This is a genomic window from Flavobacterium hiemivividum (assembly GCF_004349145.1).
Lineage (GTDB): Bacteria > Bacteroidota > Bacteroidia > Flavobacteriales > Flavobacteriaceae > Flavobacterium > Flavobacterium hiemivividum.
The window spans coordinates 38,783-53,548 of record NZ_SMFO01000003.1 but is presented as its reverse complement, the minus strand read 5'-3'; the positions used below and the strand labels follow the sequence as shown (position 1 = coordinate 53,548).

Genomic DNA, 14,766 nt, shown 5'->3' with positions numbered 1-14,766 from the left:
AAAATTACTTTTTTAAATCTTTACGAATGTTTTCCATTAAACTAATTCCACCATTATCTAAAATTTCCTTTGCTGAAAAAAATCCTAATTTTTTCCAATCTTGTAATGGAACTCTCTTATTTACCTCGATTTTTTCTTTTCCATCAAGCGAAAACAAAACTCCATCGAATATAATTTCATCTTCCTCAAAAACTGCTAAAGCACCTATCGGCGCTGTACAACCACCTTCAAGTGTTTTTAGAAACTGTCTTTCTATGTGCGTACACACTTCGGTTTCTATATCATTTAATTCGGAAACTGCATCTCTACAAAAATCATCATTTGCCATCGCAACAATAACCATCGCACCTTGAGCTGGTGCTGGAATCATCCAATCAAGATTAATATAATTTGATGGTTTTAAGTTGATTCTTTCTAGTCCTGCTGCTGCAAAAACGGCTCCGCTCCATTCGCTATCCTTCAATTTTTGCATTCTGGTATTTACGTTTCCACGCAAATCAACTACTTTATGCGCAGGATATTTATTAAGCCATTGTGCCTGACGGCGTAAACTTCCTGTGGCAATTGTTCCTTCTCCATTAAGAAAGTCAAGATTTCCTTTGTGAACTAAAATATCGAGGGTATTGGCTCTTTCTAAAACAGCCGCCTGAACAATTCCTATTGGCAAAGCCGTAGGAACATCTTTCATGGAATGAACCGCAATATCGACCTGACCGTTGATCATGGCAATATCTAATGTTTTTGTAAAAATTCCTGTGATTCCAAGTTCATAGAGCGGTTTGTCAAGAATAATATCGCCCTGTGATTTTACCGCAATAATTTCGGTTTTATAACCTAGATCGTTTAGTTTTTTTTCGACTGTATGAGCTTGCCAGAGCGCGAGTTCACTGTCTCGAGTTCCTATACGTATGATTTTTTCTGCCATTTTTATTTTTTAAACCCTTAAGAAACTAAAATTACTTATTGGTTTTATTTTGCGGTAACGCCAATTTTAAAAACTTTCTCAATCCATTCGATACTTTCATCTACCATTGTACTATCATCTTTCAAATGATTGGCAAAATGAGTTGTTATTTTTTGGATAATTCTGTTGCTGATAATTTCTGCCTGCTCTTCATTGAAGTTTGAGATTTTCTTACTTTGAAAATCCAATTCTGAGATTTTTATTGCATTCAATTTTGCTTTCAAAGCATTAATTGTAGGAGCAAATTTTCTGCCTTTTGTCCAAGTAATAAATTCTTCCTTTATTTCTTCGATAATTGCTTCAGCAGCGGGAATACTTTTCTTCCTGTTTTCTAAAGTTTCATCTGTAAGTTGAGACAAATAATCCATGTGAATCAATGTAACGCCTTCTAATTCCTGTACATCTTCATTTACATTTTTCGGAATTGACAAATCCAATATTAATAATGGTTTTTTCAAATTCAGAATCGCTTTATCTACCGTAGGGTTTTGAGCGCCTGTAGCTACAACTACTACATCCGCTTTTTGAAGTTCAAGATGCAGCTCTGAATAATCTTTTACAATTAAATTTAGCTTTCCAGCTATTTTTTCGGCTTTAGATTTCGTTCTGTTTATTAAAGTAATATGCTCGTTTTTAGTGTGTTTCACTAAATTTTCACAGGTATTTCTACCAATTTTCCCCGTACCAAACAATAGAATGTTTTTGTTTCCAATGTCTTCTACGTTCTTAAAAATATATTGAACAGCTGCAAAAGAAACCGAAGTGGCTCCCGAACTTATCTCCGTATCTGTTTTTATTTTTTTACTGGCTTGAATTACGGCATTTACTAGTCTTTCCATGAAATTATTGGCAAGACCTAAAAATTTTGACTGGCTAAAGCTGGATTTTATTTGAGCTATAATTTCGAAATCACCAAGAATTTGACTGTCTAAACCTGTTCCTACACGAAACATGTGACTGATTGCTTCTTGATTTTTATAAACAAAACCTACTTTTTGAAATGCTTCAACTGTACCTTGGCTGTTCTCGCAAATTAATTTAATTAATTGAAAAGGATGCTCCGCAAAGCCATAAATTTCGGTACGGTTGCAGGTAGAAGTAACTATTAAACTCTCTATCCCTTCTAGCTTAGCTTGCTCTAATAAACGCGTTTTGGCTGCGGTATCTAAACTAAACTTTCCTCTAATCTCAGCATCTGCTTTTTTATAACTCAGTCCAACGGAGTAAAAATATTGATGCTTTGCTGTGTTGTTGTTTTCCATATTTGCACTTTTCAAGAAAGTGGAACAAAATTATCACTATAGTATTTATAAAAGTAACGCTAGAAGTTCTATTTGTATCGCTAAATGTTTTTTTGATTCTAATTGCCTATTTTCTAGTAAAAAAATCTATTTTTGCAATGAAATCACGTCATTCTAAGCACTCTATTTAGAGTTGTTCTAAATAAAACGATCTGATAATTGTCAGGATTTCACCTAAAAAATATCGCTATGGGTTCACAAGAAATTATAAAAATTGAAGACGATTTTACGTTAATTCGGTTCCAAAATGACGGTCTAGAATCTTTTAATGCGCAACGGGAATTGGACAGCGGACTCATTCAATTTCATTTTGGACTTAAAGGAAGTGCTAAATTTTTATTCAACCAAGGCAGTTATGCTCTGGAATTGAAAGAAGAAAAATCATTGCTTTTATACAATCCGCAAAAGGAACTGCCACTAAATCTAGAATTAGCACCCAATTCCTGGGTGATTTCGGTTATCATTTCGATTAAGAAATTTCACGCTTTATTTTCGACAGAAGCAGATTACATCACCTTTTTAAGTGGTGATAATAAAGACAAGAAATATTATAACGAGGGAAATATCAGCCCTTCTATGGCTATTGTCTTGTCGCAATTATTTCATTACAGCCTGCATCCATCTATAAAAAACCTATATTACAAAGGAAAAGGATACGAATTATTAAGTTTGTACTTCAATAGAACGGAGGATCCAAACGCAGAACAATGTCCGTTTTTGATTGATGAAGATAATGTAATGAAAATTAGAAGAGCCAAAGAAATCATCATCGCTAATATGGCCGAACCGCCTGGATTGCAAGAATTAGCAGATGAAATAGGCTTGAATTTGAAGAAGCTAAAAATGGGTTTCAAACAAATTTATGGTGATACTGTTTATGGTTTTCTTTTTGATTACAAAATGGATTTTGCTAGAAAGTTACTCGACAGTGGTTCTTATAATGTAAATGAGGTAGGATTAAAAATAGGATACAGCACCGGAAGTCATTTCATCGCAGCATTTAAAAAGAAATTTGCCACAACTCCAAAGAAATACTTAATGTCAATAAATCCGAATACTTAATTAGTTATCAGTTTTATATATTAAACAATAAATAAAAAATAGTTAATCACAATTTATAAAAAAGTAAGTTTAATTACTTTTGAACCCACTAAAAAAAATAAAATGAAAGGTGTATTATTAGTCAATTTAGGTTCGCCGGAAAGTCCAACTCCCAAAGATGTAAAACCGTATTTAGATGAGTTTTTAATGGACAAATACGTTATTGACGTTCCGTTTTTGTTAAGAGCATTATTAGTTCGCGGTATCATTCTACAAACAAGACCTAAAAAGTCAGCTGCTGCTTACGCAAAAATTTGGTGGGACGAAGGTTCGCCACTTGTAGTTATTTCTAAAAGAATGCACGAGAAAGTAAAGCAATTAGTAGACGTTCCAGTTTCATTGGCTATGCGTTACGGAAATCCATCTCTATTATCTGGTTTGCAAGAATTGCATGACAAAGGTGTGACCGAAGTGATGCTTTTTCCATTATACCCACAACATGCGATGGCTTCTACAACTACCATTTTAGAACTAGCCGAAGATTTACGTAAAAAGCACTTTCCAGAAATGAAATTTACCATCGTTCCTGCTTTTTATAACAAACCAGACTACATAAAAAACCTTGCTGATTCTATCAAAAACAGCGTAGAAAATTTTGATTACGATCATTTATTGTTTTCGTATCACGGAATTCCCGAGCGTCACATTCGCAAGACGGATATTACTAAATCACATTGTAAGATTGACGGATCTTGTTGCAACACGCCTTCACCGGCACATGAGTTTTGCTACCGTCACCAATGTTATGAAACCACAAAACAAGTCGTTAAATTATTGGGAATACCCGAAGGAAAATACAGCCAGACTTTTCAATCGCGATTAGCGGGCGACAAATGGCTAACACCTTACACAGATGTCGAAGTAAATAAAATGCCTGAAAAAGGTATCAAAAAATTAGCGGTAGTAACTCCAGCTTTTGTGTCTGATTGTTTAGAAACATTAGAAGAAATTGCGATGGAAGCCAACCACGAATTCAAAGAACATGGAGGCGAGGAATTCTTAGCTATTCCTTGTTTGAATGATAGTGATGACTGGTGTAAAACCGTAGGAAATTGGATTAGCGAATGGGTAGCTGTCGAAAAAACGCTTGCATAAATGGCAATTTCAGCCGATGAATTAGGAACTCAGGACATTAAAAAACTCTTGATAAAGCAGGCTGTGCCAGCTTCTATTGGGATTTTATTTATGTCCGTCAATATTCTTATTGACACTATATTTGTAGGACAATGGATCGGTTCGCTTGCAATTGCGGCCGTTACCGTAGTCTTACCAATAACGTTCTTGATTTCATCCTTAGGAATGGCTATTGGCGTGGGTGGAGGTTCTGTTTTATCGCGAGCTTTAGGTTCGAAAGACACTGAAAAAGCAAAAATTACTTTTGCTAATCAGATCATGATGACCTTTATTCTTGCATCAGTTTTTGTGCTTTTTGGTCTCTTTTTCAGTACTGAAATGCTATTGCTTTTTGGTGCAAAAGGAGCTATAATGACTCCAGCGGTAGAGTTCTTCGAACCTATTATCATTGCAGTTCCTTTTCTGGCGCTTTGCATGATGGGAAATAATATTATTAGGGCAGAGGGCAAAGCCTCCTTTGCAATGATTGCCATGATTATTCCCGCTTTTGTCAATATAATATTAGATATTGTTTTTATAAAAGTGATGGGACTAGGAATGTTTGGAGCGGCATTAGCGACATCCATTTCTTATTTTATATGCTTCTTATTTGTCCTTTGGTTTTTTGCCTATAAAAGTGAATTAAAACTAAAACCAAGGCATTTCAAACTCCATATTCCAATTTTAAAAGAAATTACCGGGCTAAGCTTTGTTACTTTTTCAAGACAAGGAGTGATAGCTGTTTTAGCAATTATTCTGAATCATACTCTGTACTCCTACGGCGGCGAACATTCAATTGCCGTTTACGGAATAATCAGCAGAATGTTAATGTTTGCCCTATTCCCTATTCTTGGTATCACCCAGGGTTTCATCCCAATTGCTGGTTATAATTATGGAGCCCAAAATTATGAAAGAGTAAAAGAAAGTGTTCAAATATCCATTAAATATGCAGCACTGCTAGCGTCCTTAATTTTTGTTGTCATTCTCTATTATGCCACACCAATAGTAGCGATTTTTACTACTGATGCTAAGGTTATTGCCGAAACACCTAATGCACTGCGCTGGGTATTTGCCGCTTCTCCTATTATTGCCATTCAATTAATTGGAGCAGCATATTTTCAAGCAGCAGGAAAAGCTAAAAAAGCATTATTACTAACGCTCAGCAAACAAGGATTTTTCTTAATTCCATTAGTGCTACTACTACCAAATTTTTTCGGTATTTTTGGAGTCTGGGTTGCCTTCCCTATTGCTGATGTTTTGTCAACATTACTAACGGCCTATTTTCTAAAAAAAGAAATGAATACAAAATTGATTAAAACCACTGATGGAATATTATAACTACCTTAAATCCCTACATCTTATCTTTGTTATCACTTGGTTTGCAGGTTTGTTTTACATTGTGCGATTGTTTGTGTACCAAATTGAAGCTGCTGATAAACCATCTCCAGAGAAAGAAATTTTACAAAAACAATACAAAATAATGACCTATCGCTTGTGGTATATTATCACTTGGCCATCGGCAGTTTTGGCAAGTATTTTCGCTTTTTGGATGCTGTTTTTTACTGATTTAGGAAAGTCTTGGTTGCAAATGCCATGGATGCATGTAAAACTTGGCTTTGTATTTGTGTTGTATTTATATCATGGTAAATGCCAGCAAATATTCAAGCAATTGCAAAACGACCAAGTGAAATACACAACTAATTTTATGCGTTTATGGAATGAAGGAGCTACCATCATTCTTTTTGCAGTCGTTTTTTTGGTGGTACTAAAAAATGCAGTCAACTGGATTTATGGCGTTCTCGGAATATTTTTATTTTCGATAACGATCATGTTAGGTTTTAAATTTTACAGAAGAATACGAGAGAAAAATAGCAATCAGTAATCAGTTTTTAGAGTTCAGTTTTCCTGATCGATGAAAATTAAAAGTCAGAATGCCAAAACCAGAACAATATGCTAAAAAGTTTCAGAATGTCTATGTTGTCACTACGAATTCGGATTTTTCTTTCGATGATCGTACTGATAATTGTAGCCTCTGTTTTGCTAGCTTCTATCTCGATTATCCAATTTAAAAACGAAGCCAAAGAATACCATCAAGAACGACTAGAAAGGAAAGAAAACGCGGTGCGCGAACATATAAATTACGTTCTTTCGACAACGACTTACCCGCTAACCACTGAAAATCTAGACTTAATTTTCAAGGATAAAATCCATGAACTGGCGCACATTCACAATATTGAAATAAATATTTATTGCTTAGAAGGAAAGCTCTTAAAATCCTCAAAAGAGTCCTTTTCTGTTGATAAGGTTTCACCTCCTATTCCAAAATACATATTAAAACTAGTTCGTTCTTCGATCGAAAAAAGATATGTAGACATCAAAACCATAAATGGCGTTAAAAACAGATCTTCTTTTACCCAAATAAAGGATGATAAATTCAAACCATTAGGTGTTTTAAACTTACCTTACCTAGAGGATGACGGCTTTTATGAAAAGGAGCTCAACAGCTTTTTAATTCGTTTAGGACAAGTTTATTCCTTCATGTTGATTGTGGCGTTTGCACTGGCATATTTCTTATCTTCTTACATTACAAAATCATTAAAGACTATTTCTGACCGTTTGAACGAGACTAGTTTGAGTCAAAAAAATAAGAAAATAGTATTAGAAGCAAGCAGCAAAGAAATTAACTTACTGATTACGGCTTATAATCGAATGGTGGAAGAACTCGAGATCAGCGCCGTAAAATTAGCCCAAAGCGAAAGAGAAGAAGCTTGGCGCGAAATGGCAAAACAAGTGGCTCACGAGATTAAAAATCCGTTGACGCCCATGCGTTTGACGGTTCAAAGTTTCGAAAGAAAATTCAATCCTGAAGATCCAGACATCATACAAAAGATGAAAGATTACTCGGAAACATTGATTCAGCAAATTGACACTATGAATGCGGTTGCCTCTGCATTTTCTAATTTTGCTTCGATGCCAGCCCAACAAAATGAAACGCTAAACGTTGTGGAAGTGGTCGAACTGGCATTAGAAATATTCAATGAGGAGCATATTATTTTTGAAAGTGATTCTCCCGAAATAATTTCTAAGATGGATCGAACACAACTTATCCGAATTATCACTAATTTAGTTAAAAATGCAATTCAGTCGATCCCGGAGCAACAGGAAAATAAAATCGTTTTTGTAGCCGTAAAAAAAGACTTGAACAATGTCTTGATTATCGTTGGTGACAATGGAATCGGGATTAAGCAGGAAGACATAAGTCGCATTTTCGAACCTAAATTTACCACTAAAAATAGCGGTATGGGACTAGGTTTAGGTATTATTAAAAACATCATAGAAAATTATAAAGGAACAATTACCTTTGATACAGAATATGGAAAAGGAACCCGATTTACGGTTTCGCTTCCTATTATTAACTCTTAAATTACCAAAATGAGCTACAAAAACATTCTAATTGCAAAAGAAAATAGTATTGCAACCATCACTATAAACCGCCCTACAAAACTAAATGCCCTAAATAAAGCCACAATTCAAGAACTACATCAGGCTTTTGAGGAGTTGGAAAAAAATTACGAAACCCGAGTAGTTATTTTAATTGGAAGTGGCGAAAAAGCGTTCGTAGCTGGAGCTGACATTGCTGAATTTGCAGATTTTTCTGTGGAAGAAGGAGTTCAATTAGCAGCGCGAGGACAAGATATTTTATTCAATTTTGTCGAAAACTTAAAAATCCCAGTTATTGCAGCCGTTAACGGATTTGCACTTGGAGGAGGATTAGAATTGGCAATGGCTTGTCACTTTAGAATCGCTTCCGATAATGCCAAAATGGGCTTACCAGAAGTATCCTTAGGAGTAATTCCAGGATATGGTGGAACGCAACGTTTGCCACAATTAATTGGGAAAGGACGCGCCATGGAAATGATACTCACCGCAGGAATGGTTACCGCTGACGAAGCCTACAGAACCGGTTTAGTAAACCATGTGGTACCACAACCAGAACTTTTAGAATTCTGTAATGCAATGGCGCAAAAAATCATGAAAAACTCTCCAGTAGCCATCAGTAAAGCAATAAAAGCGATTAACGCTAATTACAAAGACGGTGAAAATGGTTTTGAAACTGAAATAAAATCGTTCGGAAAATGCTTTGGCACCGATGATTTTAAAGAAGGAACTACCGCTTTTTTAGAAAAAAGAAAGGCAGTTTTTACAGGAGCATAGATTAGTGGATGTAAAAAAAAGTAAGATTTATTTTGGTTTTTAGATATATATTTAGCTTTATTAATACTAAAAAACCTATAAAAATGAAGAAATTATTTTTTTTTGCAAGTGTTTTACTAGTGAGCTCTAGTACAATTGCAAATGAGAAAGAGAAAGAAACTCTAACAAATAAAAAAGAAACCGTAAGCGAATGCTGTACAGCTACTTTATACTATGATGGGGTGAAAGTAGATACAGAAACAATTTGCGGTCTGATTACTACAGGAGACAATTGTAATATGGCAGCTCATAAATTATTAGAAAGACATCCAGATACCGGATTATCAGATCCTCTTGGACAATAACACAATAGCCCGGAAATTTTCGGGCTATAATTATCAAAAAAAATCCATGAAACATTATATACTGCTCCTACTACTTTTCTCAGCTCCTATTTTTTCTCAAAAAAAAACATATAAAATCACTTACGATTACCATATTGCTGTAAAAGACAATGGGGAAATCTCTATGAACACCTACCTCAAGACCTATCTAACAGGTGATGGAAAAAAATCACTATATGTAGAAGATTTCATCGCTTCCCAAAACAATAATAATAATCCGAACACATTAAATATCAAGACTGAAAGCAATCCTGTTTTCTACAAAGAATTGTTAGATAACAAAGTTACGTACAGAGACATGGTTAGTTTGAAATTTTTTAATATACAAGACGAAATTGAAAATTTCGATTGGCAAATTTTGCCCGAAACCAAAACAATTCTTAATTATTCTTGTCAAAAAGCTAGTTTATTTTTCAGAGGACGTACTATTGAAGTTTATTTTACAAAAGACATCCCTTTTTCAGATGGCCCATGGAAACTATCAGGCTTACCTGGTATGATTTTAGAATATACAATTAATAATAATGCAGGGATGTACAATGCAATAGCAACAAAAGTAGAAATAACCGCTAACATTAATGAAATTATAAATCCATATCATGAAAAACAGACAATAACATATGAGGAATTTGTAACGACATACCGAAAAAAATATGCCGATACTAAAGCTAAAATATCATCTTACGGAGGCTCTGGAGGCATGCCTAAAGGGTACAAAGAACTATATATTATTGAGTAAATTGATATGAAATTTTTTATTTTATTTTTTTTCTGCTTCTTTGTAAACCAATGCTATACACAAACCATCAAAGGGAACGTATATGACGACAAAGGCCCTATAGCATTTGCTAATATCTTAATAAAAAAAACAACTAATCCAAATCTCATTTATCAATTTGGCAGAGCAAATGAGAATGGTAATTTTTCTATCAGTTTAAAAGAACCTCAGGACAGTTTATTAATTGAGGTCAATAGTTATGAATATGAGACTGTTTATAAAAAAGTGCGTTTTGTTTTAGAAAAAGACAAAATAATTACTCTCAATTTTAAACTTAACCCCAGTATAATCAAGCTCAAAGAAGTGATAATAGGAGATGACAAACCTATAAAAGTAAAAAAAGACACTATTGTTTATGATCCCAATAAATTTAAAAATGGCTCAGAAAAGGTCGTTGAAGATTTATTACGTAAATTACCTGGAATAGAGGTTGAAGATAATGGACAAATTAAATTTAAAGGAAAAACAATAAAAAAACTTCTTCTAGACGGAGATGATTTATTTGATAGTCAATATACAATAGGTTCAAAAAATATTGATGTAGATATTGTTGACAAGGTTGAAGCAATTGAAAACTATCAAGAAAACATTCTACTTAAAGGACTTACGTCAAACGATGAAGTCGCTATCAATTTAAAATTAAAAAAGGGGAAATCAGACTTTTCAGGAAACGCGAATTTAGGTTTGGGAATTGAAAAAAAACAAAACCTTACTATTACAGGTATACTTCTTAATTCCAAAAACAAAAGTTTTATCGTTTCCAGTTTTAATAATACAGGTATAAACAATACCCCGTATGATTTTAATTCAACAAGTATTTCACTTGAATCTTTATCTGAACAAAAACTAAAAGCAAGCGAACTTATCAATCAAGGCCAATTTTATTCTCCATTAGAAGATAAATTGCACAGAATTAACAATAATTTCTATACCAGTTTAAATACATTATACAAATTAAATTTAAAAACATCCTTAAAGTTAAATTTGGGTATCTATACTGATAAACTATCCCGTTTCAACAAACAAGAGACCTACTACACAATCAATAATGAAGTATTTACCAATAGTCAGACAGAAAATGCGGTAAAATCTCCAGAATTGTACAATGCTAATATTCAGTTGAATAAAAATGTTAGTAAAACTCTAAATTGGGAATACCTAGGGAAATTCAATGTTCAAAAAGTTGATTATAAAAGTGTATCCTATAATAACGAAGTACGACAAACAAATAATGTAAACACAAAAAACTGGTTTACAAAACAAAACTTAAATCTAACAAAACGCATCAATGATAATAGTGCTATCACTTCATCTACATTTTATAGCAATAGTTCAGCTCCTCAAAAATATAATTTAGCACCTGGAATAAGTATTGATTCTACAGTTTCAACAAATATAAAAGAGAATAATCAAGAAAGTAGGTTTAGTAAAGAAATATTAAGGAGCAATACTCAATTTTTGACTAAATTTAGCAATTTCAAACTAGCAGTTCATGCCGGTTTTCATTATGAAAAAAATAAATTCATTTCTTTCTTAGAAACCATAAATAGTGATAATATACCATCAACAGATCTTAACTTTCAAAATGATCTCGTTTACAAATATTCATTATCATATATTAATAGCGATATTACTTACAAAAAAGATGCTTTTGCTGCTAAACTAGGAATAGGAACTCAATATTTTAAATTTAATAATAGTATTTCCGGCAATCAAAATAATACAATCATTAACCCATCTTTAAAATTATTATACCGTTTCTCACGTCATACAAACTTAGTCTCAACCTACAGCTTTAATCAAGTTGCACCAGAAGAAACTAATCTTTTTGAAGGATTTGTTCAAACTGGCTTTGGTAGTTTTCGTAACAACGAAGCTAATATGCAATTTTTAAAAACTCATAATTATAGTATTAATTTTAACTATGGGGACTCCTTCTACCTTACAAATATGTCTCTAGGATTTAATTATAATCATCGTAATAATAATTATTTCTATAAAAATTATATAAACCCTGACTATGTAATTACCACTTCATTTATGTTGAACTCTGGAAATGAAAATTATAATTTTAATTTTAAGGGTGAAAAATTTATCCGCTCACTAAATTCAAATTTTAAATTAAGATCAAATTATTCCATATCACTTAACAAGAACATTGTAAACAACTCAGATTTAAGAGATATTAAATCAAAATATTTCACAATCGAGTTAACAACAAATACTCCAATAGTAAAACACATGTTTATTGAGAATAATATCTCATACAGTTCGAATAAAATATTACTACAGGGAAACAGTAGCAACACCTTTAGCTCAATAAAAAATTCATTTAAAACTGTTTTAAAACTTACAGATAGATTTAAAGGAAACCTAACTACTCAATTTATTATACCAGATTTAACCATGAATACAAACTATTTATTCTTGGATTGTGAAATTACTTTTACTTCAAAAAATAAAAAATTCGATTATTCGATTATTGGCAGGAATCTGACAAATAACAAGACTTTTGAAACTATTAATATTTCGGATTATTCAAAAAGTATTGCTTCCTACAACCTTATTAATAGATTTTTCCTAGCAAGTATCGCCTTCAAGTTTTAAACAAATTTTAGTACTCGTTTAAGGTATATAATGTAATTTTGCAGCTCAGAAACTTAACATTAAAATTGAACTCATGTCATACGAACCAATATTTGCCCTTTTTTGGGAAAGTGTAAAACAAAGTATCCAAAACGGTACGTATGCCAAATTAACTTTGGCGAAGACCATAGGTGATACAGAACTGAAGAACATCTATGTACGCCCTGTACTATTAGAAGATGATGTTTTTAGTCTTTCCCTTAGCGCAAAGTATAAAACCGAGGAAATAGAAAGTTTTCATACCCTAGACGAAGCTTTTATAGTTTTGGCTCCATATATGAACAATCCGTTTTTGACGGCACTTTTATTCACTACAGAAAACGACATCACCTTCAAACTCAACAAAAAAAGAGTGGGAAGCATTATAGAACAGCCACCTACGTTTAAAAACGCTTCGGATGTAATTATCGAAATGAAAGAAAAAGGAATAATATAGTAGTATTCAGTTTTTAAGTATTCAGTAGTTCTGAACACTTAAAAACTGAACACTGCTCACTTACTTTTCCCCGTCCCATTCTGCATAAAACTGTGCCATAAACGTTTCCATATAACGGTGTCTTTCGGCAGCAATTGCTTTTCCAGAAGCAGTATTCATTTTGTCCTTCAACAACAATAGTTTTTCATAAAAATGATTAAATGTTGGAGCAGTACTCTTTTTATATTCCTCCTTTGTCATTTTTAAATTGGGCGCGATTTTAGGGTCGTACATCCCTCTATTTTTAAAACCTCCATAATTGAACGCTCTAGCTATTCCGATGGCTCCAATGGCGTCTAAACGGTCTGCATCTTGCACTATATCTAATTCGATAGAAGAGAAATCTTTTTTGACATTACCGCCTTTATAAGAGATGTTCTCGATGATTTTAATCACATGATTTGTAATTTCTTCTTCAACACCTTCTGCTTCTAGAAATGTTCTCGCAATTTCTGGCCCTACAGCTTCATCGCCATCATTAAATTTACTGTCTGCAATATCATGAAGCAAAGCTCCTAGCTTAACAACAGTTTCATCACAAACCTCATCATTTGCAATCAACAAGGCATTTTTATAGACTCTTTCTATATGAAACCAGTCGTGACCGCCTTCGGCATTTTTCAATTTTTCTTTAACAAAAGTTATTGTTTTGCTAATGATATCTATGTTGTTCATCTTTTATGATTTTATAAAAAAATGTTGATTTCTAAAGTGGCTACACTTTAAAAATCAACATTTGTATTTTAATTTAATGGTGATTCCATTACCCGCATTCGAGACTTGTATTTCAAAAAATTAAAGTCTTGCAGGCTCTACCCATTTGAAAATATGAGATTCTTGTGGAATAACTATTCTTTCTGAAATTCTAGCCATTCTAGCTGGTAATTTCATTAGATAATCACGTGCTTTTTCGGCCTCATCTGTTAAACCGGTAATTTTATCTATTTCCCACTTTTCAATCAATTTTTGCATAATATCGACATAATCATTGGCAGTATAAACCCCAATTCTTTGTGCCGAGTCTGAAAAATGCTCGAAAGCAGAACTTATCTTTTGTCCAGATTCTCTCAAGAAATGCGCTGGCATAACGATTTTAGCTTTCATCATGTATTGAAAAGCAAGCATCATTTCGCTAGGATCTACCTTGAAAATCTGATTTACAAATTCGCTATAAGCATGATGATGACGCATTTCGTCACCAGCAATCATTTTGCACATTTTTGCTAATTTTTTATCTCCGTAGCTTTTAGCCAATTGTGAAACTCTATTGTGCGATACATAAGTTGCTAATTCTTGGAAACTAGTATAAACAAAGTTCTTGTAAGGGTCTCTTCCGGTACCTATGTCAAAACCATCATTGATAAGATGCTGAGTTGTAATTTCGACCTCGCGCATGTTTACACGACCAGATAAATACAAGTACTTATTCAACAAATCACCATGGCGGTTTTCTTCACCTGTCCATTGACGAACCCAAGTTGACCAACCATTTCTCTCTAAATTGTCTACTCCTTCTACCTCCATCAACCAGTTTTCATAGGTTGGCAAAGCTTCTTCTGTAATAGTATCTCCTACCATTGCTACCCAAAAATCATAAGGTAAGTCCTTAGATATTTCGCGTAGTTCTCTTACTTCTTCTAAGAAATTATCGCTTTCAGAATTAGGCAAAAAATCAGATGGCTGCCAAATTTCTTCAACTGGTATCAAATATTGATCCACATAGCTCGTCACGTTTTTTTCTAAAAACTGCATTACTTCTAATCGAATGTTTTTTATTGACATTTTATATA

Annotated in this window: 14 protein-coding genes; 10 read left to right on the top strand and 4 right to left on the bottom strand. The window is 33.3% G+C overall.

What is annotated here, in order from left to right; translation table 11 throughout:
• Window positions 1-4 precede the first annotated feature (4 nt).
• Complete coding sequence (gene hemC / locus E0F98_RS06150) at window positions 5-925, bottom strand: hydroxymethylbilane synthase (RefSeq protein WP_132109744.1); 921 nt, start codon at window positions 923-925, stop codon at window positions 5-7.
• Between the two features lie 44 nt (window positions 926-969).
• Window positions 970-2,226, bottom strand: coding sequence for a glutamyl-tRNA reductase (gene hemA, locus E0F98_RS06145; RefSeq protein ID WP_132109743.1), 1,257 nt, complete (start codon window positions 2,224-2,226; stop codon window positions 970-972).
• A 228-nt stretch (window positions 2,227-2,454) separates the two neighbouring features.
• Here hemA and E0F98_RS06140 point away from each other — a divergent pair, with 228 nt between their 5' ends.
• From E0F98_RS06140 to E0F98_RS06095, 10 genes are all read left to right on the top strand, one after another.
• Complete coding sequence (locus E0F98_RS06140) at window positions 2,455-3,327, top strand: helix-turn-helix domain-containing protein (protein WP_132109742.1); 873 nt, start codon at window positions 2,455-2,457, stop codon at window positions 3,325-3,327.
• Between the two features lie 102 nt (window positions 3,328-3,429).
• The gene (gene hemH, locus E0F98_RS06135) at window positions 3,430-4,461 is read left to right on the top strand and encodes a ferrochelatase (protein ID WP_132109741.1); all 1,032 of its coding nucleotides are present in this window, start codon (window positions 3,430-3,432) and stop codon (window positions 4,459-4,461) included.
• Window positions 4,462-5,817 (top strand): MATE family efflux transporter, encoded by a 1,356-nt coding sequence (locus E0F98_RS06130; RefSeq protein ID WP_132109740.1) that lies wholly within the window; start codon window positions 4,462-4,464, stop codon window positions 5,815-5,817.
• A complete protein-coding gene (locus E0F98_RS06125) occupies window positions 5,804-6,361 on the top strand; it encodes a CopD family protein (protein WP_132109739.1) in 558 nt (185 codons plus the stop codon). Before E0F98_RS06130 ends, E0F98_RS06125 begins: the two co-directional genes overlap by 14 nt.
• 125 nt (window positions 6,362-6,486) lie before the next feature.
• Window positions 6,487-7,902, top strand: a complete 1,416-nt coding sequence (locus E0F98_RS06120) for a sensor histidine kinase (RefSeq protein WP_132109985.1) — start codon at window positions 6,487-6,489, stop codon at window positions 7,900-7,902.
• A gap of 9 nt (window positions 7,903-7,911) precedes the next feature.
• Window positions 7,912-8,694, top strand: coding sequence for an enoyl-CoA hydratase/isomerase family protein (locus E0F98_RS06115; protein WP_132109738.1), 783 nt, complete (start codon window positions 7,912-7,914; stop codon window positions 8,692-8,694).
• Window positions 8,695-8,777: 83 nt separating this feature from the next.
• Window positions 8,778-9,038: a hypothetical protein gene (locus E0F98_RS06110; RefSeq protein ID WP_132109737.1), complete on the top strand. Its 261-nt coding sequence runs from the start codon at window positions 8,778-8,780 to the stop codon at window positions 9,036-9,038.
• Window positions 9,039-9,084: 46 nt separating this feature from the next.
• Window positions 9,085-9,816, top strand: coding sequence for a GLPGLI family protein (locus E0F98_RS06105; protein ID WP_132109736.1), 732 nt, complete (start codon window positions 9,085-9,087; stop codon window positions 9,814-9,816).
• A 6-nt stretch (window positions 9,817-9,822) separates the two neighbouring features.
• Entirely contained in the window at window positions 9,823-12,462 is a 2,640-nt protein-coding gene (locus E0F98_RS06100) for a carboxypeptidase-like regulatory domain-containing protein (RefSeq protein WP_132109735.1), read from the top strand.
• Window positions 12,463-12,535: 73 nt separating this feature from the next.
• Window positions 12,536-12,937 carry a hypothetical protein gene (locus E0F98_RS06095; protein WP_132109734.1) on the top strand — a complete coding sequence of 134 codons (402 nt, stop codon included), beginning with the start codon at window positions 12,536-12,538 and terminating at the stop codon, window positions 12,935-12,937.
• A 60-nt stretch (window positions 12,938-12,997) separates the two neighbouring features.
• Here the strand turns inward: E0F98_RS06095 and E0F98_RS06090 are convergent, their stop codons facing one another.
• Together E0F98_RS06090 and E0F98_RS06085 are read right to left on the bottom strand one after the other, a co-directional pair.
• The gene (locus E0F98_RS06090) at window positions 12,998-13,651 is read right to left on the bottom strand and encodes an HD domain-containing protein (RefSeq protein ID WP_132109733.1); all 654 of its coding nucleotides are present in this window, start codon (window positions 13,649-13,651) and stop codon (window positions 12,998-13,000) included.
• A 120-nt stretch (window positions 13,652-13,771) separates the two neighbouring features.
• The gene (locus tag E0F98_RS06085; protein WP_132109732.1) at window positions 13,772-14,758 is read right to left on the bottom strand and encodes an acyl-ACP desaturase; all 987 of its coding nucleotides are present in this window, start codon (window positions 14,756-14,758) and stop codon (window positions 13,772-13,774) included.
• Between the last annotated feature and the right edge of the window lie 8 nt (window positions 14,759-14,766).